The 20,946-nt window shown below is 40.5% G+C and carries 18 protein-coding genes; 1 reads left to right on the top strand and 17 read right to left on the bottom strand.

Annotated features, from left to right (window positions below):
• Positions 1–16: 16 nt before the first annotated feature.
• The 11 genes from BPR_RS01930 to asnB form a co-directional block, all read right to left on the bottom strand.
• Complete coding sequence (locus BPR_RS01930) at positions 17–196, bottom strand: hypothetical protein (RefSeq protein ID WP_013279777.1); 180 nt, start codon at positions 194–196, stop codon at positions 17–19.
• Positions 197–476: 280 nt separating this feature from the next.
• The gene (locus BPR_RS21060) at positions 477–932 is read right to left on the bottom strand and encodes a GNAT family N-acetyltransferase (RefSeq protein ID WP_013279775.1); all 456 of its coding nucleotides are present in this window, start codon (positions 930–932) and stop codon (positions 477–479) included.
• A 15-nt stretch (positions 933–947) separates the two neighbouring features.
• Entirely contained in the window at positions 948–2,114 is a 1,167-nt protein-coding gene (locus BPR_RS01910) for an acyltransferase family protein (RefSeq protein WP_013279774.1), read from the bottom strand.
• Positions 2,078–2,617: a GNAT family N-acetyltransferase gene (locus tag BPR_RS01905; RefSeq protein ID WP_013279773.1), complete on the bottom strand. Its 540-nt coding sequence runs from the start codon at positions 2,615–2,617 to the stop codon at positions 2,078–2,080. Before BPR_RS01905 ends, BPR_RS01910 begins: the two co-directional genes overlap by 37 nt.
• Positions 2,614–3,906 (bottom strand): glycosyltransferase family protein, encoded by a 1,293-nt coding sequence (locus BPR_RS01900; RefSeq protein ID WP_013279772.1) that lies wholly within the window; start codon positions 3,904–3,906, stop codon positions 2,614–2,616. The genes BPR_RS01905 and BPR_RS01900 overlap by 4 nt, the downstream gene beginning before the upstream one ends.
• Positions 3,907–4,384: 478 nt before the next feature.
• Positions 4,385–5,416, bottom strand: coding sequence for a glycosyltransferase (locus tag BPR_RS01895; RefSeq protein ID WP_207636481.1), 1,032 nt, complete (start codon positions 5,414–5,416; stop codon positions 4,385–4,387).
• A gap of 247 nt (positions 5,417–5,663) precedes the next feature.
• Positions 5,664–6,983 carry a DUF6056 family protein gene (locus BPR_RS01890; RefSeq protein ID WP_013279769.1) on the bottom strand — a complete coding sequence of 440 codons (1,320 nt, stop codon included), beginning with the start codon at positions 6,981–6,983 and terminating at the stop codon, positions 5,664–5,666.
• A gap of 18 nt (positions 6,984–7,001) precedes the next feature.
• Entirely contained in the window at positions 7,002–7,634 is a 633-nt protein-coding gene (locus tag BPR_RS01885) for a flavin reductase family protein (protein ID WP_013279768.1), read from the bottom strand.
• 70 nt (positions 7,635–7,704) lie between these two features.
• Positions 7,705–8,268 (bottom strand): rubrerythrin, encoded by a 564-nt coding sequence (gene rbr, locus BPR_RS01880; protein WP_013279767.1) that lies wholly within the window; start codon positions 8,266–8,268, stop codon positions 7,705–7,707.
• A gap of 114 nt (positions 8,269–8,382) precedes the next feature.
• Positions 8,383–8,808, bottom strand: a complete 426-nt coding sequence (locus BPR_RS01875) for a sugar 3,4-ketoisomerase (protein WP_013279766.1) — start codon at positions 8,806–8,808, stop codon at positions 8,383–8,385.
• Between the two features lie 47 nt (positions 8,809–8,855).
• Positions 8,856–10,739, bottom strand: coding sequence for an asparagine synthase (glutamine-hydrolyzing) (gene asnB / locus BPR_RS01870; protein WP_013279765.1), 1,884 nt, complete (start codon positions 10,737–10,739; stop codon positions 8,856–8,858).
• Positions 10,740–10,884: 145 nt separating this feature from the next.
• Here asnB and BPR_RS01865 point away from each other — a divergent pair, with 145 nt between their 5' ends.
• Positions 10,885–12,129 (top strand): glycosyltransferase family 4 protein, encoded by a 1,245-nt coding sequence (locus tag BPR_RS01865; RefSeq protein WP_042256360.1) that lies wholly within the window; start codon positions 10,885–10,887, stop codon positions 12,127–12,129.
• 99 nt (positions 12,130–12,228) lie between these two features.
• Here BPR_RS01865 and rd read toward each other — a convergent pair whose 3' ends face one another.
• From rd to BPR_RS01835, 6 genes are all read right to left on the bottom strand, one after another.
• A complete protein-coding gene (gene rd, locus BPR_RS01860; protein WP_013279763.1) occupies positions 12,229–12,387 on the bottom strand; it encodes a rubredoxin in 159 nt (52 codons plus the stop codon).
• A gap of 105 nt (positions 12,388–12,492) precedes the next feature.
• Positions 12,493–13,461, bottom strand: a complete 969-nt coding sequence (locus tag BPR_RS19440; RefSeq protein ID WP_013279762.1) for a glycosyltransferase — start codon at positions 13,459–13,461, stop codon at positions 12,493–12,495.
• Positions 13,462–13,511: 50 nt separating this feature from the next.
• Complete coding sequence (locus tag BPR_RS01850) at positions 13,512–15,143, bottom strand: hypothetical protein (protein WP_013279761.1); 1,632 nt, start codon at positions 15,141–15,143, stop codon at positions 13,512–13,514.
• A 26-nt stretch (positions 15,144–15,169) separates the two neighbouring features.
• Positions 15,170–16,891 (bottom strand): hypothetical protein, encoded by a 1,722-nt coding sequence (locus BPR_RS01845; RefSeq protein ID WP_013279760.1) that lies wholly within the window; start codon positions 16,889–16,891, stop codon positions 15,170–15,172.
• On the bottom strand, positions 16,884–19,661 hold the full coding sequence (locus tag BPR_RS01840; protein WP_042256355.1) for a YfhO family protein: 2,778 nt from the start codon (positions 19,659–19,661) through the stop codon (positions 16,884–16,886). The genes BPR_RS01845 and BPR_RS01840 overlap by 8 nt, the downstream gene beginning before the upstream one ends.
• Positions 19,662–19,737: 76 nt before the next feature.
• Positions 19,738–20,853: a DegT/DnrJ/EryC1/StrS family aminotransferase gene (locus BPR_RS01835; RefSeq protein ID WP_013279758.1), complete on the bottom strand. Its 1,116-nt coding sequence runs from the start codon at positions 20,851–20,853 to the stop codon at positions 19,738–19,740.
• Positions 20,854–20,946 lie beyond the last annotated feature (93 nt).

Genomic DNA, 20,946 nt, shown 5'->3' with positions numbered 1-20,946 from the left:
ATACACATTAACACTATCACACCTTAACCAGCTCACCCAACTCATTATGTCTTGCTCTACTACGTGTTACTGTCCTACCATTTACATCTCTTCTATCAATAAAGCAACTGTACTCTTCATCCTCTTGATCACCATATATCAATTCATACAAATCTTCTATCGAGTACGGTATTTCTCTTCTAACATCTGCTCTCATAATAACGCCTCCACTTGGTTACTCTTTCCAAAAAAACAAAGTTGGGTTAGTGGTATCTGCTATTATAGCAGAGCACTATCACTACATCAACAATTTTTTCTGAAAAAAAGCATTAAAAAAAAATAATCCTCCCTAAAATTACCTACAATAATAATATAATAATAGTATATTACAAAAAAAATAATATATTTGTTAAATCTATCAAAACTGTAACATTTTTTCGATACTTCTCTTCTAATAATAACATATGTACTGTATTTTGTGTTTATTTTCTCTTTTTTCATATATTTAGTATTTTCCTTGCATATGAACACGTCGCTGTAACTTTCGCATTGTTACGCTCAGCTTCTTCCAATACTTTATATACCAAACGCTTAGCTATTCCTTTGCCTTGATAAGCTGAGGATACGCCTGTGTGGTAAATATTCCAAACGTCATCAGTAATCTGATAATCGCACTCACCTATTTCTTTTCCATTGTCTAGAGCGATGCTTTGGTTACTTTCTTGATCAAACGTCACATCTATATCATGTCTATACAAGCATGTCAGTGCGCCTGATGGGCACTGACTAATTGCCTGCCAAATTTCTTTGGTCTCAGCATTATTAAGATTGATCCATGGCTTTTGCCCTGGACAAAAGGTCTTGGGGCTACCATTGACACATCTTCTCGCATGAAAACACTTATCAGAATTCCAAAATACTACGATATCATCATTCTCATAGGTTCTGTGCATAAGATATCTCCGTAATTATCGCTTTTTGCATCTATCTACAACAACTGATAATAACACCGTTAAAACGAACGAGATCAAGCTCCATAGCCATATATTAACGTCACCAATACGTCTTAGAATACCATGCATCAAGCTGATAGCAGGAACATGTATGAGAAATGCATATTGGGATAATGAGGCTATTACAAGAAGCGGCTTGGTTATCATGTCTATCGTCCTGCTGTCATTAAGCTTAAGTGCGTTTATGCCCTCTAGTGTAACCAAGTGATAAATCAGGATTACTGAAGGTATAGTAAAATAGAACCCAGAATTCATTATCCAGCTATAATCTGCTGGAATAACGTTGTTTCGCGGAATTCCAACATAAATGAGGAATATTGAAACTGCTAATGCCATTACTACGATGATAACCGGTAATGCCATATGCTGATACTTTTGTTTTTTTCCCTTTTGTCCATAAAAGTATCCAGCCTGCATTGCTATAAGATAATCCCCTACTCTTGATAGAGGGCTCTCGTATATATATAGCATGGATGAATCCTTGTAGTGATTAACAAGCATAATGTTGATCACTATTGTAAGGGCATATATCAGTGCTGAAATAAGTAGCACTCTGGGCAGCATAAAAGCTTTAGCCTTTTCTGAACCATAGAATCTATGCATTATTCTAAGGAAGAGCGGTGTTAAAAAGAATAATAACAAGCTCAGTGATAAATACCATGAGACAATGTTGTATTCGCTAAAAATATTGTACCACCAGCCACTCTTAGGTCCCCAGTCAGAAATCAAAAGGGCATTGGATGCTAGTTTCCCAATTGCTATTGGTAATCTCTCCCATAGCACATCCCTGATAGCATCTTTTACGCTATATGCGTATAGTACAAAGGCAATGACCAGCATCACTAGGTGCAGCGGATAAATACGACCTATTTTCCTCTGAGCATATTTCCAAGAAGCTCCAGGGTTGCAATCTATATCCTTATCGCATCCATGAACAGCATTCAAGAATCCACTTAGCATCAGAAACACTGTTATGCTCCACCTGGAGAATACGTCAGGCAGGAGAGTTGTGTGGAAGAAGAAGATGCCAAGGAAAGCTAGCGCGCGTAGTATTTGTAATGTGTTGAAACATCTTTTAGACTTCATTATTTGTTCAATCCTGTCTTCTGGTACAAAAACCATACATATCTGTCCATGTCACTTTGGCTGTAGTCATCAGATTCTTTTACCAAAGTATATAAATCTTGTTCGTTCTGAAGCTGGATACGTTTATAAGCATTCTTGTCATAGAAGCGTAGAGCTCTCTGATTAACTGGATCAACACACCAATATACTTTGGTAATTCCAAGTTCTGTGGTAGCTTTATCGAGAATTGCAGCCATCGCTGCCCTAGAATAGTCTTTACCCATAGCTGCCTTTCTGATTGTGATGCCGAATTCAGCTGACTTATTCTCTTTATTAATATTCTTGAGGCTTATTGTGCCCATATATTCATCAGTATCGTCATCTGCTATAGCAAGGTGAAGGTTCTGATTCTGACTTTCCAGGCTTTTCCTGATAAAGTTCTCACAATCCTCTAATGTGAGCTTGGAGAAGTTTCTGTGAAGGTCATGGACGACAGAGTCGTCATGCATCCATTCAAGCATGAGTGGAGCGTCTTGTAATTGTAATGAGCGAAGTTTCATTGTGTTATGCCTCGTTTTTCTATAGTTTTCAGGATCATGTTTGCCACGTTTTCGCTAATGCAATCAGCATACAGTTCCTCTATCTGGCTATGGTCCACTGTTTGACCTTTATATTTCTGAGCAAACTCTTTCAAATTCCTTGCAATATCATCTATATTCTGATCAGGTGATGCGCTAAGTGCCATAGGGTATCGTTCCATATATGGAAACGATGGGCAATTAGGAATCTGACATATATTCAGAATAGGCTTACCTGTGTTGATATACTCAATGAGCTTTGAAGGCAGCATGTTCTTGATATTGTTATTTAGATTAATGAGTACATCAGCTTCCTTCTGAGCCTTGATAGATTCTGATGAGCTTACCCATCCATGAAGGATGAGTCTATCTCCCAATATTTCTTTGTATCTAGCTAGAGTTTTCTCAGATCCGCCTCCGTACAAGTTGAGAACATAGTTCTCAGGAAGCTTAGTGAATAGCTTCAGCATAAGTTCTGGATTTCTGATATCGTCATATAACTGGCCCACGTAAACGAAGATAATCTTAGTAGTAGCATCTGTAAATTCTTGTATCTTTTCTATGTTTGGCTTTAAAGAATGCTCACTTGCAGTTGCTGTCTTCATATCCAACTTCTGAACTTTTGGCACACGGAAGGTTACTACTTTCTGTTTTAATTCAGCGGGCAGGTAGTCCATGTCATTGCCTACAAAATCTAGCGCGAATACCTTCTGGGCTGCTTCAAATACGTTCAATTCTTTTTGCAAATGCTTATCTTTTAATCTCTGCGTTGTAGATGGATTATTGGTATATGGATCCATCATTATGACGTATTTGTCGTTGCCAATATTTGCATTAGCTAGTGCTTCTGCAATATAAAATGGCTCTGTTACAGCAATTACTGCATCAAAGTTATCCTCTGCACACACAGTCTCAATCTGTCTCTTATACTCATTTCTGATCTCAGATGATTCAAAATACTTCTTATCTACTAGCTTTTGCAAAAATGACAGATGTGATGCTGCAAAAAAAGCTTTACCAAGTGACGAAGCATTGATCCACCTATCACTTTTGGTAACACCGTTGAGCACGTCATCCTCGAGAACTTTGAATGTCCATACACCGCTCAGGGTAGTCTCTTTTTCTCGATCTAGTTCATGGAATTTATCTTCTCTAGCCAGGCAATATACTTCATTTCCGTAAGCAAGCCATGTCTTGGTAAGCTCATAGATTATACCGACATTTGCGCCACAGCTAGATGATAAATTGTCTAGTACAAGCAGTATTCTCATATTTATCGCTCCATTTTTATTTTCGTTCCTATTATACTATGGTTTAATTTCCACTTCCATTTTAGATAATTACATGATAGGATACTTTTTTATATTATAGTTTCCAAACAACTATTGTTCCACACCCCCACAGATTCACGTGGCGTTCCACCTTTTATTTACCATTTATTTCAAAACAAAATTTCACATTTTCATAATACCGTGTTATTAATTATCATTTTTCACATATTGTTCATAATTTTGGCATTGTTTTGACTTGCACAAAAATACAAAATACAGTATTTTATTTAAACGTTGTAGCGACAAATATATTTGTCGTAAGCAGTCGTTACCCCAATACCTCGTTTTGCCCCTGCCCCAAATCTCGCGAAACGGTATTGATTCTGTGGTAACACGCATTAAAAATATCAAAATACTGTTTTTTATATAAAACGCCCTGCCAGATAACTACAAGCTATCTGACTGGGCGTTTTATAATTTATATCAGTTTAGATGCTATTTCATTAGCTACTGCTTCTGGTGCAAATTTTTCTTTGCATTTCTCTGATACAAATTTCATATGCTCACTACTAAATCTACTCGCATTGCTTTCATAGTCTTTTAGCATTTCCTTCATAGCTATAGCAAGGGCATCCACGTCATCGACTGGCACAAGAATACCGTTTGTACTATCCACAAAGTCTTCTGGTCCACCACATTTAGTTGCTATGACCGGAATCCCGGTTGCAAGCGCCTCAATATAAACAATACCAAAGGTTTCAGATCTACTCGCAAGGACGAAGCAGTCACTCCTTGTCAGGTTATCTGCAAACTCTTTTCTCACATAGGAACCAGTAAAAGTGATGTTATCGGTGATTCCAAGCTCTAGAGCCAAATCTTGGATAATGGGAAGTTCTGGGCCATCGCCCATAATTGTAAGATGAGTCTTAGCAGAGGTTTCGCCTATGAACTTAGCATATGCCTTAACAAGGATATCAAAGCCCTTTCCATGATTAGCACTAGCTGCGGATAAGAATTCAAATGTATTAATTTTCTGTGAGCCTAAATCCTGCTGCCTGGGCTTTGTATCACTGTACTTAAATTCTCTAAGATCCACGATATTAGGGATTACGACGCTATCTGCGCCGTAGTTTCTCATAACATCTCTTGCAAGCGCGTTGCTAACTGCTATAACAGTTCTGGCACCTTTAAGAGCCTTTTCTTTTCTCTTTTCTATAGCATCTCCCTCGTTAAGAGGAGTGATATGCTCAGTTACAATGTATGGAATGCTTTTCTTTTCGCAGTAGCTCGTCACCGATATTGCCTGCTGACAACAGTGCACATGTACGCAGCGCGGTACTCCAAATTCTTTTTCTATTTTCTTGATTGCTCTTTTAAAAGAGAAGTCCTGAGCTTGGTATTTGAGCTGCGGGGAAAAAGGCCCCCATGGAAAATTATATTCGATGACAGGAATTCCTGCCTTCTCAAATCTGTTATAGCCCCACTTACGAAATCTCCTAAATGATCTCATATCAAGGGCCAAAAATACTATCTTTTCCCCAATACTATGAAGGGCCCTAGCTTGGTCAAACTGAAAGAGGCCATTTATAGGATATTTCTCTGACGGGCATCCCCATGACACCTCCAAAATGTAGCTATTATCATTCATTCTTCTTATTCAACCCTCATATAATGCCATAAATTACCAATAATGCATTATACGTGCATAAAATAGTTTTATCCGTTATATGCGAATAATTTTAAAAACATTACACCTTCTACATTCCATTTCCGGAAAGAACACCCTCAGTGTCATAGATGTGGTAGTAGATTGTCTGTCTGTCATAAAAAGAGTCTCGGCTTGCTGAGTAGATAGTTCCAGCAATTACCTCGAAGAGAGCCATAATACTAAGGGCAACCAGAACTGCTGCTATGCCTTTTCTAAGAGCCAGAGCACCTTCTGATCTGATTATCATCGCAAGTGATGATGCAAAGCCGATACAGATAAGAAGAAGCGGCAACTGGAAAATTCTGTTGGCAAAACCTGCTGCAAAGGTCATAACGTATACGCTGACAAACGCAAGTAAATAAAATAGTGCCTCCTCCGGGATGTTTATCTTTCCCCTGGTTGAAGCAGATTCTGTATTAACCTGCTTGTAATGTCTGTATACTGTATGTCCCAAGGCTATTGCAAATGGTATCATCAAAAACATGAGTGTGTAAAAAGACTCTCTTCCAATTCTAAAAATATAATTCCTAATGATGTTATTAGATTCTGCGTTTGCAGCTGCTGTCCTTGTTGAGTTTCCTGGTGCAAGTATCAAAAATGCTGCTCCTGCAGCGCAGGAAATCGCTCCAAGAATCTGATAAATCTCGGTTCTGTGTTTTTTTATAACCATATAGTTAAAAAAAAGCATAAGCGCAAATAATATAGTGCAGGCTCCAGCTTCATTGGAGAGACCTGATAGGAAGCCCAGCACTATATATGCAATTATTGATGAGACCACACTAGCTACGCTCTTGCTAGCATCCTTGTACTCAACATTATCTCTTTTTCCTGAGACGTCACAATACGCTTTGTAGTACATGATCCCAAATATCAGAATGATCAGGTTAGTCCACAGGTATGTGACTGTTCCTGTGATCCAGGTGACAACTTCTGAAAAGTCTGGCATAAAAAACCACAGCACGAGATAAATTGCAGATATCTCGATTATACTTGCGATCATAGACACATCACCTGCTGCCACTTTTTCTTTAACCATCTTGTTATGGAAAGCAAGCGCATACTGGTGAATGACATTGGCAACAGCTATGTAGATAAGCGCATTGACCACCACGAAAACCATCTTGGGAAGCATCAGCATGAGCTGAATGAAAAACATTGAAATCGCTCTACCGCCCCAGGTCATGTAATAGGTGGCAACCGATGGGAATATCTGCGCAACACTCACAATCCTACTGCCATCTGCAAATGATGTCTGATGCTGATAATCATCGACGAAGGATGGCATTCTGTACGCTAAAAATGCGATAATGCATCCCCATAGGATATTTACAAGTATTAGTTTTAGTGTGTTTTTCTTAGCACTACTCAAGTTAAGCTACTCCGTGTTTTATCTTATTATTTTCTCGAAATCATCCTTGCCATGCTTACAGATAGGGCAGATGAAATCGTCAGGCATCTCTTCACCCACATACTCATAGCCGCAGATAAGGCACTTCCAGATGGTCTCACCCTTAGGAGTTGTGCCAACAGGCTGTGGCTTGGGCTTGATGTTGTTCTGATAATATTCATAGGTACATGATGAAACATCAGATAGCACAACCATCTCAGTTGGCTCGCAGATAAAGAGAGTGTGTGATCCAAGGTCTACCTCTTTTTCTACCTTGAGAGAAAAGTATGCATTTGTTCCTAGCTTGATATATGGGATTCCATTCTCAGCTATAGCATAAGAATCCGCAGGAAAATCAGGAGCGAACTTATCCACATCTCTGCCTGACTGGAACCCAAAATGCTTTAAGATGTCAAAAGAAGCCTCTGTGCTGAGGACAGAAATATTGCAAAGGCCGGTATCTTTGATCATGTCATGAGTGTAATTGGCCTTGTTGATAGCAATAGAAATTCTGTTGGGATCAGATGCCACCTGAATCGCGGTGTTGGTGATACAACCGTTCTTCTTGTCGCCTCTGACTGCGGTACACACAAATAAACCATACGATAATTTGTACATTGCCTTAGTATCCATGCTCGCTCCATCCTTTCATTTAATCAATTACTAGTTCTAATTATAACATGCCTTGATAATTGCTGTGATATCAATAATTCTCAGCCTTGAGCTGGAAGTATGCCTGTGGGTGATTGCAAACTGGGCAAACTTCTGGAGCCTGCTTGCCAACTACGATGTGACCACAGTTACTGCACTGCCATACGCAGTCACCATCTCTTGAGAATACAAGCTTATCCTCTACATTTTTGAGGAGCTTTCTATAGCGCTCTTCATGCTCTTTTTCTATGGCTGCTACGCCCTCGAAGAGCTCTGCAATCTCATCAAAGCCTTCTTCTCTTGCCTTTTTAGCAAAAGATGGATACATCTCTTTCCACTCGTAAGCCTCGCCATCAGCTGCATCCTTGAGGCAATCTACTGTTGTTCCGATTCCAGAGAGAATCTTATACCAGATCTCAGCGTGCTCTTTTTCATTAGCTGCTGTCTCTGCAAATATATTAGAGATCTGAACATAGCCCTCTTTCTTGGCCTTAGACGCAAAGAAAGTATATTTGTTTCTTGCCTCTGACTCACCAGCGAATGCTGCCAGGAGGTTCTTCTCTGTCTCGGTTCCCTTTAAATCCTCTGCTCTACATCTCCATTTGTTCTCTGCCATTGATGTTTCTCCTTCCTATTCTTGTATGTAATATTTTATAGTGTCATAAAAAAGAAGGTTATGAAGAACATAACCCTCTCTTTATTATACTTGTTAATTGTGTGCAATTAAAGTTCATTTTTCCTGTTTCCCAACCTCAATTTTCTGTCTAGTCATGGCAAGGAACTCATCATAATCTCTGATATAGTCGCTCTCATCATAGAGTTCTGATGCAAGTACCATGAGTACTGCATCTGGTGAGAAATCGTACATCTCTCGCCACATGTCATTTGAGATATACAATCCCTCGTAAGGCTTCTCCAAAGGAACCACCTTGGTCTCTGAACCATTATCAAGCTTGATCTTGCAGCTTCCATGAATACATACGAGAATCTGCTCCAACTTCTTGTGCGCGTGTTTGCCTCTTACAACACCAGAAACTGTATCGTACATGTAATAAACCCTTTTTATCTGAAATGGTATATCCTTAAATTCCTCAAGCGCCACAAGCTGACCTCTGTCATCGCCGTGTGGCTGGAACATATACTTAACAACCTGCATCTTCAATCATCCTCCGACTAGTATTTTAGCATGTTTATAGGCTATGCTCAACCGCGATACCACTGCTCTGCCATAAGCATGTTCCATACAAGCTTGGTGTAGCCTGGATTCTCGGCTATATGATTCCAACAATATCTGACAATCTTACCATCCAGTATTCCATCACGAATGAGCTTACTGTTATCAATCATTTCCTGCGCCCACTCTCTTGTCTGACCTTCCTTAAGCCACTTCTCAAGTGGAACAGCAAAGCCCTGTTTAGGCCTCTCCATCATTTCCTGAGGAACATACTTGTACAAGATGTTTCTCAGAACACGCTTGCTGACTCCATCGCTGTATTTATACTGAGTTGGAATTCTCCATGCAAACTCAATGACATCTCTATCCAGCATTGGCACTCTGTTCTCAAGAGACACTGCCATTCCGGCACGGTCAACCTTAACCAGAATGTCGTCAGGATGGTAAAAGAGCATATCGTAGAGCTCCATGTCTGAGACTTTGTCAGAAAGGATACTTTGTAACTGGTTTTTAAGGTCACTACCTGTTACCACCTTTTCAAGTCCAACATGCTTCCTGTCAAAGATTACATCCTTTAACTGGCATATATTCTGCGCCTGGAGTGTTCCTATTATCCTGTGAAGTTTAGGATTGCTGATACTATCAAAAGGAGAAAGAACTGCTGCCCCGGCGTATCTTAACCCCATAGGGATTTTGTTTATCTTATCCCAGAATCCATCGCACTTCCAATAGCCTTCATAGCCACAGAACAGCTCATCACCCGCATCTCCGCTTAGGGAAACTGTAACCTTCTGTCTTGCTATCTTGCTGACAAAGTAAGTTGGAATCATTGAAGCATCGCCAAATGGCTCAGAGAAATAGTATCCCATTTGCGGAATTGCTTCCTGCATCTCTTTTTCCGAGATGATCATCTCTGTGTGATCTGTACCTAAATGGTTAGAGATATCTCTGGCATAATCAGCCTCGTTATATTTAGGATTATCAAATCCAATGGTGAAAGTCTTGATCTTCTGATCTGAAACATCCTGCATAAGAGACACTATCGTAGCACTATCAATTCCTCCAGACAGAAACGCTCCCAGAGGAACATCTGCAATCATCTGATCTGAAATAGAGCTTCTAAGGAGCCTCTCCAGTTCCTTCGTAGCCTCTTCCTCTGAACCTGTAAAAAGATTGTTCTGACCAACCTTAGCAGCATCTACCATGGACCAGTACTGCTCTATCTCTGGCTCAGAATCTGGATTTCGTAATGTCAGGATTGTACCTGGCATCAGCTTATTGATTCCCTGATAAATTGACATTGGTGCAGGAATGTAGCTATGGAGCATGTAATAAGACAATGCATCCATGTTCATCTCATTCCTAAATCCCGGTATTTCCTTGAATAATGCTATATCGGATGCAAAGGCAAAAAAGGATTCTCCGCCCTCTGCCTGTACTCTTCCGTAGTAAAGAGGCTTCTCGCCTACTCTGTCCCTGGATAGCTGCAAGGTCTTTTTTTCTCTGTCATAAACAGCAATTGCAAACATGCCCTTACAGATTTTCAAGGTTTCTTTGATACCATAGCACTCTATTCCCTCGAGGAGCACCTCAGTATCAGATGTACCACGGAAAGAAACGCTAGTGTTGCTAATAGCAGCATCATTTATCAGCTTATTCTTTAGCTCTTTTACATTATAGATCTCGCCATTATAGGATATAACAAGCCTTCCAGAGTGAGATACCATGGGCTGCGCCCCAGACTCACTAAGGTCCAGTATTGATAATCTCCTATGCCCCAGCGTCCATCCAGACTGCTCATCAAGCCAGTGTCCTTGGGCATCAGGTCCTCTGTGGACCATTCGATCTGTCATCTTCTTTATTACTTCAGCTCTATTTATTTTGTTATTGTAGAATCCAGCAATTCCGCACATTTTTTAGTTTTCCAATCAATCTGTGTATTTCTTGACCTATTCTAATCCATTATAAAGTTATTACCTCTCTCCCACAATCCCCCGAAACATGTTAAACTGTGATGAAGGCGCATATAAAGAATTCGCGCCAAGAAGGAAAACAACTATGGACAAGAAAGTTATCGTTGCAAACTATAGATATCACATTACAGGCGGACCGGAAGTGTACATGTTCAAGTTTCTGGATAAGTGCGGAAGCATTGGATATAAGGGAATTCCATTCTCAGTGCGCTACAGCGTAAATGAGCCAACTGAGTATTCCAAATACTTCATCTCCAGCAGGAGCGGTGACAGCGTATACTACGACTCTATCAAGAAGACTCCAAGTGCTATTATCAAGACTCTTCAGGGGGCATTCTATAATCCAGAGACAGTCAGGAACATTAACAAGCTGATTGACGATGAGAATCCTGAGGTTCTATATGCACTTCAGGTTATAAACACTCTTTCACCCAGCATTTTCAAGGCAGCCAAGAAAAGAGGTCTCAAGGTAGTTCACAGAATTTCAGACTTTAACCTTGTGTGCCCTAGAAGTGATCTGCTTCGTGGCACTGATACCTGCAATGAGTGTGTTTGCGGAGATCTCAAGAAGTGCATCGAACACAGATGTTATCACGATTCCAAGGCTGCATCTATGATAAGGGCCTACTCCATGATGTATCACAGATGGAAAAAGCTTTATAAGTACGTGGATTATTTCGTAACTCCCACAGACTTCACCAGATATAAGCTGATCGAGGGAGGTTTCCCAGCTGAGAAGGTTGTGACAATTCCAACCTTTATCGATGCAGATGCTATTACACCTAATTATGAGAATTATGATTATCTCTTATTCCTCGGCAGAACAGTTAAGGAAAAAGGCCTTATCTATGCTGTTGAGGCCATGAAACATCTTGCAGAGTATCCAGACTTAAAACTTAAGATTACTGGCAACTACGAGGATCAGGATCCTGAGGTTAAAGAGTTTATTGAGGCCAACAACCTCTCAGACAGAATTCAGTTCACAGGCTTTGTGAGAGGTGAATCTCTGACAAATCTCATCTCTAACGCTATGTGTGTTCTTTGTCCTGCCATCTGGTATGAGAACATGCCAAACACAGTAATAGAGGCCTTTGCCTATGGCAAACCTGTTATAGCATCTAACTTTGGTTGTTTCCCAGAGCTGATTACAGACGGTACAGATGGATACTTATTTGAACCCAAGAATCCACAGGATTTAGCTTCAAAGGTTAAGCTTCTGTTGGCAGATGAGAGCTATAGAGAACTTGGCAAAAATGCCAGAAGAAAAGTAGAAGAAGTCTTCAATCCAGAGCAGCATTTTGAGAAACTCAAGAAAATATTCGAGCTATAAAAGTTTCAAATCATTATGATGACATAATAATAGCTCCAAGTAGACCATATATTAGTCTACTTGGAGCTTTATCATTCTCATATTCTATTTTCTCTTTGATCAGGCCTCAGCAGAAAAGTCTTCCTTACCTACGCCGCAAAGTGGGCAAACGAAATCAGCTGGAAGATCATCCCATTTTGTTCCTGGAGCAATCCCGTTATCAGGATCACCTGCTGCCTCGTCATAAATGTATCCACATGTGTTACATACATACTTCATAGTCTAATCCTCCTTAAGTTTCATAATATAATCGGTGTTCATATAAGCGCCTAATATGATTATATCAACATTTAGAAGAATTGTTTATTAATATATTGTAAACAATCAGCGTCTCTTCAGATAATCAAAGACGAATCCAAAAATCTTGGGAATTGACCTGACATATACGCTCTTATAAAAAGGCTTTCTGTATCTCTCAGGGATAGTCTTAATAATCTCGCCATAGCCCTTGAAGTCTCTGCTGACGAGCATACTAAGAAATCCTGGAGCAAAATAGGTATCATACCAATTAGAGAAGTCTATCTCATCGCCCCACAGCTCGCTCATTCCATTCAAAAGAGATATGTGATGGCTGAACTTCTCAAGACGGGAATATCTGGAATTGTAGTTCATCTTCTCAATATCTGCATCAACTACCCTGTGAGCATCTGCTACGAAGTCCATGATATAAACAGGGCCTTTTCTAAGGAGAAGGACTTCATCTACAGCATCATCTACAAACTCACTGATCTTCTTGGCCTGAGCAAAATACTCTCTGCCTTCCTCAGTCAGGAAGTAGTTCCTAAGGAACATTCCCAGAAGTCCAAGTGGCTTACACTGCTCATAGTCCTTAATAGAATACTCGCTGTTAAGCTGAGAAAGATCATGAGGAAGAATGTCATAAGCATGATCCTCAAAGTTCATCCTGAGCTCAATCCTGCTAAAGCAGGCCACATACTGAGGATGTTCATCCATGAATTTGGTCTCAACTTCAATCTTGTTCTCGTTTATCCAATAGTCATCGCCAGAAAGATTCGTGATATATCTTCCCCTGCACATAGTACGGGCTTTGTAGATATTCGCTGGGATTCCCTCATTCTTTTCATTGAAATTAACTCGAATAATATCAGGATACTTCTCCTGATACTCCTTGATAATCTCCCTTGTACCATCCTGTGAACAGTCATCAGATATGATGAGCTCATAGTTGTAGTGCGTCTTCTGCGCAAGAACGCTCTCGATGGCCTGTCTGATATATTTTTCATGATAATAGGTGAGCATGTATACGCTCACATCAATCTGTTTCTCTGACATAATTTCTCTCTATTTCTTCCTGGTATCAACTACCTTATTTCACTCTGCCGTCACTGGCTTACTCCGTACGCTTCACCGTACTGCTCTATCCATTCATCTCTTGGAATCGCCCAAACCTTCTCTTTTCCATAGAAGATTCTGGCCATATAGTTATCCACATTGTCTGGATCGCTGACAATTGGCATCTGCATAAGTGGGCCCTGCTCGTTATTGATCTCAGGTACAACTGCCTCAGTTCCTTCGCCGTTTAGAATGCGCCTCTGGAGCTGAATCTGTTCCTTATAATCATCCGCCTGTCCTGACAGATAATACTCCATGCACACATAGTCTGTGTACTTCTTAACTCCATGCCTTGACGTAAAAGCGATAACCAGGATCAAACAAGCAAATCCTGTCCACGACAATATACTCATAACCACATGATTATCATGAGCACCCTCAGAATTTTCCTTGCTGGTGACTAGCTTCCTTCGCAAGCTGATCTCCGCAACCAGCATTCCCCAGCCTATCAGATATATCTCCACACCTATAGCACAGGCAAAGAATGTCCAGAAGTTGAAGTTCACATATCCACTGGATACTATTCCTCCCGCATATACTCTTGGCGCATAAACGCTGGCATTTAAGCAGAACATAACAACCACGAACAGAATAGGATGGGAAAAGACCTTCTTGATAGCCTCATAATCCCTGTCTGCCACATAGTTATGTGAAACTGCAAGGCTCTTATCTGAAACCAGCTTAAACATAGATACAGTAAGAGGAATGATGAGCAGTAACGCGATAAGTATAAATCCCTTCTCGCCAATAAATACTGTAATTGCCTCTTTTACTGACAGGGTAAAAGAACTGACTATTGTATCAAGAATTCCATTAGCAGGATCAGCACCGTCCTTAATATCAGATGCTGCTCTTACTGCATTTCCAGGTGCGATCATACTGACCACAAGGCCTGCCACAAGTGCAGCAAATGGAATCAGCAGTAATATATTTCTCTTATCTCTTTTGCCACCGATGACAAAATCCGCAAGCCACAACAGAAACAGTGCCATTGGAAGAAGAAGTGCTGCTGGATATGTAGCGCCTCCCATAAGCGCACTTACTATGAACAGGAGCGCAAGGTCTTTGGCCTTATGATCCATCAGAAATCTATCGCCCCAGATGATTCCGAGGATAGCCATCAGCATTGGCATCACGTAGTGAACACATCCAACCCACCAAAAAAACGCTGATTTCTGAGATGGAACAAGCTGAATCTCGAATAGTAGATAAATAAGTCCTATCTGAAGCCAGTAGTTTCCAGCAAACTTCCACCTTACTTTTAGGAAGTGATGGGAAAGTAGCAAAAAACCAACAAAATGCATTAAAAGGAAAATATACGGAACAATCACATAAGCTCTATCCGAGAATACCTCTGGATGCAAGCAGAATACAAAGCAGTCAAACCATGTTCCCTGCCAACTCTTCCACGTTGACAGAACTGTTCCAAAAGCTGCTTTAATAGCGGCAAATACAGACCCTGTTGCCAAGAATGCCTGATGACCAGCTGCGCCATAGTTGTAGTCATCACCTGCTGCCGCATCATATCCCGAGATAATAAATATCGGAATTAGGGACAAAGCCAGCATCGCTCCAAGTACGATACATATTAAGTTTTGATGCTTTCTGATAAATTTCAGCAATTCCTATACCCCATCCAAATAGTTATTTACCACAATGCGTTTCTCGCATTTACATAATCATCCATACTCTCAAAGCTATAGATGTATGCGCTATCGTTTCCATAAACCAGATGATCTGACATTCCAAAGATCATAGCTGAGCCCTGATTTCCAAGGTCATAATCCCTGGCACTTACAATTACAAAGAACTTACCCTCCGGAAGTTCCTCTGTATGTCTTACTTCCTGAAGCCATGGATACTCTGATCCCAGATCGTCAATATGATCAACATCCATTATAGTGCGCATTTCTATTCGTCCATTTGTAAGAGCCATTATAACATTGCTAGACCAGAACATTCCAAATCCCTGCTCGTAATCTGAATTCTTGAGCCATTCAATCGCATCTACAATGGCATAGTCCTGGTACTGATCCTGTGGATTAGGATCTGCATAGACAGAAACGCTTGCAAGAGCTATAGCTGCGGCTATCAGGCCACATACCACATTTCTGTAGTTGCCGATATATGCGGCTACTGACTTGTGGGTTCTGTTATCATCTGCACTAAATACCCCAAGTCCCAATATCACTAGGAAATAAGGAATAACAGGAAGCCAGTAATATGAATAATACTTATTACTGCATGACAATACTACAGTCGTAATGAGTGTCAGCACTCCTGCATAAACAAGAAAGAGCTGAACAATTGGCTGGAATCTCCAGAACTTCTTATACACATAGATAATGCTAACTACAATTCCAACTATCAAAAGGAAATTCAGGCAGTTAATAAGTCCCTGCCAGCTCACAAATCCAACCTCTGCGTGCCATCCAAAGAGAGTCAGTGAATCAGAGAGTGTATCCAGTATTCTTGAAAAAGAGAAATCTCTCCAGGTCTCTCTGAATTGATCTTGAAAATGATATTTATTACAGAGTACCTTTCTGTTTATTCCAAGTCCGATGCAGGAAAAGGCAAAAGGTATAAGCGCATAAATAAAGGCAGCTTTTGCAGATGTGCCAAATTCTTTTGCCCCATTCCATCCTGCAAATTTGGCAAAATGAGCAAAAAGAACAACAACCAGACTGGTCGCAAACAGCGGCGCATAGCAGATCATCAATAGTCTTACTCCGCCAAGGCCTGCCACAAAAGAAATCAACGCAAGAAGAATTCCGTAAATACCTAGAACAACTATATTATTACCACCAGTGCAATCACTAGCACTATCTCCATTTTTAGCAGAAGCAGCTTTTCCTCCCTGAACTGCTCTAAAGAAAAGCCCCATGGAAACAAACGCAATGATAAAGTAAGTTACGTAGCTCTGGCCAAAGGTTACAATTCTCACATACCACTGTCCAAATGGCCATGTAAGGATACTTGCTGCAAGAAGTCCCTCTTTTTCAAGTCCAAGTGCTCTTGTCATAAACAAAAATGATGCAACTATGAGGATCAAGAAAACCACAGCCGCTGCAAGTCTTACCATCAGCCAATTATCAGGCCAGATATGAAAAAGAAGTTTATACAGAAGCTGTGTATGAACCACATGAAGTTCAGTTGAATAGAACCAGTTCTTACTAAGGATTCCGCCCTCCTGTGACAAGAGCTTACCCAGGATCATGTCGGATGCTATATCGCTGTTTTCCATGTAGAAATCTTTTTTCCATATGAGAAACAGGGTAAAAAGAGCTCCCAAGACCATGAAGGCCCACATAAAAATATTTAACTTTTTATCTCTGTCGTTTCTGTTATCAACTACCTTCACTTCAGACATCTGCATTCTCTCCCGCAAAACTTTTTTTCTCATACCTTACAAGTATCACCAGAAGCACTACCCCAAGTATCAGCATCACAAATCCCGGCAAGAGCCCCGGTGTGTGGTATCTAAGCTCAATCACGTGATCACCGGCTGGCATTTCGATTCCCATGAACATTGTGTTGACCTTGATAATATCGCTCTTTTGACCATCCACATAAGCTGTCCAGCCCTTGGTGTAAGGAAGTGTAAGACACATGATGCCTGTATCTTCAAGTGTGATATTGCCTGTAATCTTATTGGTTGTATAAGAAATAGGATTCTTATTAAGCTCTATATCAGTGAGCATGTTGCTGCGAAGTTCGCCGAGCTGCTTCTGATAATTCTCCATCGGCTGACAATATACGCCAAGGTCTTCAAAGGTATAGGTTCCTGCCTCAGTAAAGGTAACCACGATCTCATCCCTTGCTCCCTGCGCATATCCCATGTTGAGGAAATAGTCGTGCCAGTCACTATAGAACTGGTTATCCTCTGTCTTATACCAGATGTCCTTGTGTGTAACTTCATTTCCCTCAGCAAAAGCCCTGACATTCATGATTGGATAGTTAGTATCTGAGTCTGATACATACAAATTATCAAGCCACAGATATGTCTCGCAGTTCTCTGCACCCTTGAATTTGATATGTACTGAGGAACCGCCTTCTGAAACGATCCATTTGCCATCACTTGCCTCAACTGCTCCCTCGTAGCTTATTTCTACAGGGCAGTTTATAAGTGAATACTCAGGCTCAGCCATCTGAAGATTACTATCTCCATCCTCGACAACAGCTCCATACAAAAGAGCTTCCTGCCTGTTCATAGTCGGAATCGACTCGTATTCAGACCTTGGAATAATTGAATAATAAGTATATCCAAGAGAAAGCGGTGCCTGATTCTCAAATATCGCAAAGTTATATCTATCGTGAATATGTGCATAACCAAAAGGCACATATCTCCACTCTTCCTCTGTATTAAAGCGAAGTGAATAATATCTTACTCCGGCAAGAGAATTAAGTATAGTTCTGTCATCAAGCGCAAAATATGCAAAGTTCTGCTGATCATTATTACCCATTTCCTTGAAATAGTCTGATACAACTCCATTTGCAAGGGACCAGTAGAACTGTGTTGAAGAGATACCCTCAATAAGAGATGCATTCCAGATCATGTCTCTTCCTGTGTATCTGTAGAAGCTGTAAGGATCTGTCCCTGTTGCCTCTGCTGCCTCCATGACAGACTGAACCTCTGTACTCTCAAGGAGAATATGCATGTCATCAGGTGTAACATCTGAATAATACTCAACGATCATATTTCCCTGGCTTGGATCGTAGCCATAATATCCGTTGAAAACTATTGCTACCAGAGTTGCTGCAAGGAGCGCAACCTCTGCAACTTTCTTAACTCCAACTATCTTGATAAAACTTGCTATAATGCACAGCACAAGTCCGGCGCCGGCAATTATCAGTTCAGTTCTTGCATTAGCGTACCCGAGATTGTGAGTTGTACGGCATATGAGTATAAACATAACACTCATGATCACCATTCCAACTATCTCTTTTACCTTCATGTTAAAGAGATCATCCCACAAATCTACCAGCATAAATGACCCCGCCAGGGCAAATGCAAAGGTCCATCTGTTGATAGTATAGGCAAATCCTGTAAGTGCATAGCCTGCTGCCGGAATACACACAAAGAGTACCAACAGTGCCATAACAACAAAAAGCTGCCATCTTGAGCTTCTCTTTTCCTTATCAGCACCCTCTTTTCCCTTAGAAAAGAGCATAAGCACAGCCTCAACTATTAAGAGAATAAAGGGCAGAAGTATGACTCCATGGTGGCCAATCTGGGTATCATATAGCCCGTGATACACAAAGCTAAAGAAGTTGCGGATCAGCTCGTAGTAATAGTCCTTGGTATAAAAAAGCGGAACTCTTATTCCTGTACTGACTCTGGGATTGGCAGGAAAGGCCATAATAACAGGAAGAAGCGTTATCATCGCCATCATGCTTCCTATAATTCCTGAAATCATGAATTTAACAATTAGCTGTCCCCATTTAGCAAGATCCCTGCCGTGTATAAAGATAGCTCTAACTATCACATACACTATAGTTAGGAGAACCATCATGTAGAAGAAAAAGAAATTGTTACTTCCTGCAAGGAAAATAGAAAATGCAAAGAAACCGCTTCTTTTTTCCCTAAGGATCTTCTCAGCTCCCAGAATAACAAGCGGGAAGTAAATAAGCGGGTTTGCAAAAAACGGATGCCAGATTCCAAGGAACAAAAAGAATGTACAAAATGCGTAGGTAAACATTCCCGCCATTACACCAATCCTGGAAGCCTTGGGCCTTAAATAGAAAACAAGAAGTGAAAAAGTGATTCCTGCAAGATATGGCCTTAGCATCATTACTACCTGGAAATAAATGTAGATGTACTGATTCTTGACGAAAATTGCCGGGAGATTTAATAAATCTCCAATTGCGTAGTACTGAAGCGTAGGATATATGTCTGTTCCATATCCCATACCAAGAGAAAAAGTCTGTATGTCCAAAGAATGCTCTGTAAATATTCTATACAGAACTCCCCTCATCCACTTGGAGTAAAAAGCCAGCGCCTTAAGGTGCTGCCTGAAAGCATCAGCCATGTTCACAAAAGTTGCATTTGCTTCAAAGAATGCATGGAACACAGCAAATACCATGGCTGCAAAAATAGCGGTATATATCAGATAAAAACAAGCAAAACTTTTCTTTTTCACTAGAACTCCCCTAACCAAAAATATATTGGCTCTCACAAATAGGAATTACCTACTTGTTTCAGAATCGTATTATTTATTATTTGAAATCATTGATCGTATCAATTACATATTGAATCTGCTCATCAGTCATTCCGTAGAACATAGGAATACTAAGTTCTGTTGTGCTGATTTCTTCAGCAATAGGGAAATCTCCCTCTTTATAGCCAAGATCCTTGTAGCATTCCTGAAGGTGCATAGGAATCGGATAGTGTTTGTTAGTTGTGATTCCGCGGTAATTCAGGAACTTCTCAAGCTCATCCCTTCTCTTGCAGCGGATTCCAAAGATATGCCACACCGGAACTGCATAGTCAGGTACAAAAGGCAATATAACCTCAGGATTTGTAATGCCCTTCAGATACTTATCTGCAATACTGCGTCTGTTTACATTAACCTTATCAAGATGAGGAAGCTTGGCAGATAAAAAAGCTGCCTGCATCTCATCAAGTCTTGAGTTGTTGCCTTTATAGATGTGATGATACTTATAATCAGAGCCGTAATTGCCAAGAGCTCTGATCTTGGCAGCAAGATCTTTATCATTTGTGACTGTTGCACCGGCATCACCAAGAGCACCAAGATTCTTGCCCGGATAGAAACTAAAGCCTGCGGCATTACCAAAAGAGCCTATAACCCTGCCCTTGTATGTAGCCCCATGAGCCTGAGCACAGTCTTCGACCACATACAGGTCATGCTTTCCGGCAATTTCCATAATAGGATCCATATCGCAAGCCTGTCCATAAAGATGTACAGGCATAATAGCTACAGTTTTGTCTGTTATCTTTTCCTCAATACGCGCAGGATCAATGTTAAAAGTCCTGATGTCCGGCTCAACAAAAACAGGAGTTGCTCCAACGTAAGTTACTGCAAGAGCTGTAGCAATATATGTATTAGATGGGACAATTACTTCATCCCCCTCCTTTACTCCCAGGGCTTTAAGTGCCAGCATCAGGGCGTCGAGGCCGTTTCCAACTCCAACACAGTACTTGCTCTTACAATATTCAGCAAATGAAGCTTCAAATTTTTCGTCTTCTTTGCCCTCAATATACCAGCTGTTCTCGTATACTCTTTCAAAAGCTACTCGAAGATCACCATCAAGCTCTTTTTCCAAAGGTTTAAAACTTACAAAAGGAACTTTCATTGTGTTATCTAAACTCATATTTTTATCTTCTTTCTGTACCCAATAACTTCAAAATCTATATTGCAATAATCATATTTCCAACTATCACATAACACCACTCAGTATCTGAAT

The sequence above is a fragment of the Butyrivibrio proteoclasticus B316 genome, from assembly GCF_000145035.1.
Classification (GTDB): domain Bacteria; phylum Bacillota; class Clostridia; order Lachnospirales; family Lachnospiraceae; genus Butyrivibrio; species Butyrivibrio proteoclasticus.
The sequence above is the reverse complement of the archived record's forward strand: the minus strand, read 5'-3'. Positions and strand labels throughout refer to the sequence as shown.

Excerpts from the sequence above, each read along its gene's own strand:
- BPR_RS01930 (WP_013279777.1), bottom strand. The coding sequence starts at position 196 with ATGAGAGCAGATGTTAGAAGAGAAATACCGTACTCGATAGAAGATTTG.
- BPR_RS21060 (WP_013279775.1), bottom strand. The coding sequence starts at position 932 with ATGCACAGAACCTATGAGAATGATGATATCGTAGTATTTTGGAATTCT.
- BPR_RS01910 (WP_013279774.1), bottom strand. The coding sequence starts at position 2,114 with ATGGTTTTTGTACCAGAAGACAGGATTGAACAAATAATGAAGTCTAAA.
- BPR_RS01905 (WP_013279773.1), bottom strand. The coding sequence starts at position 2,617 with ATGAAACTTCGCTCATTACAATTACAAGACGCTCCACTCATGCTTGAA.
- BPR_RS01900 (WP_013279772.1), bottom strand. The coding sequence starts at position 3,906 with ATGAGAATACTGCTTGTACTAGACAATTTATCATCTAGCTGTGGCGCA.
- BPR_RS01895 (WP_207636481.1), bottom strand. The coding sequence starts at position 5,416 with ATGAGATCATTTAGGAGATTTCGTAAGTGGGGCTATAACAGATTTGAG.
- BPR_RS01885 (WP_013279768.1), bottom strand. The coding sequence starts at position 7,634 with ATGGATACTAAGGCAATGTACAAATTATCGTATGGTTTATTTGTGTGT.
- rbr (WP_013279767.1), bottom strand. The coding sequence starts at position 8,268 with ATGGCAGAGAACAAATGGAGATGTAGAGCAGAGGATTTAAAGGGAACC.
- BPR_RS01875 (WP_013279766.1), bottom strand. The coding sequence starts at position 8,808 with ATGCAGGTTGTTAAGTATATGTTCCAGCCACACGGCGATGACAGAGGT.
- asnB (WP_013279765.1), bottom strand. The coding sequence starts at position 10,739 with ATGTGCGGAATTGCTGGATTCTACAATAACAAAATAAATAGAGCTGAA.
- BPR_RS01865 (WP_042256360.1), top strand. The coding sequence starts at position 10,885 with ATGGACAAGAAAGTTATCGTTGCAAACTATAGATATCACATTACAGGC.
- rd (WP_013279763.1), bottom strand. The coding sequence starts at position 12,387 with ATGAAGTATGTATGTAACACATGTGGATACATTTATGACGAGGCAGCA.
- BPR_RS19440 (WP_013279762.1), bottom strand. The coding sequence starts at position 13,461 with ATGTCAGAGAAACAGATTGATGTGAGCGTATACATGCTCACCTATTAT.
- BPR_RS01845 (WP_013279760.1), bottom strand. The coding sequence starts at position 16,891 with ATGTCTGAAGTGAAGGTAGTTGATAACAGAAACGACAGAGATAAAAAG.
- BPR_RS01835 (WP_013279758.1), bottom strand. The coding sequence starts at position 20,853 with ATGAGTTTAGATAACACAATGAAAGTTCCTTTTGTAAGTTTTAAACCT.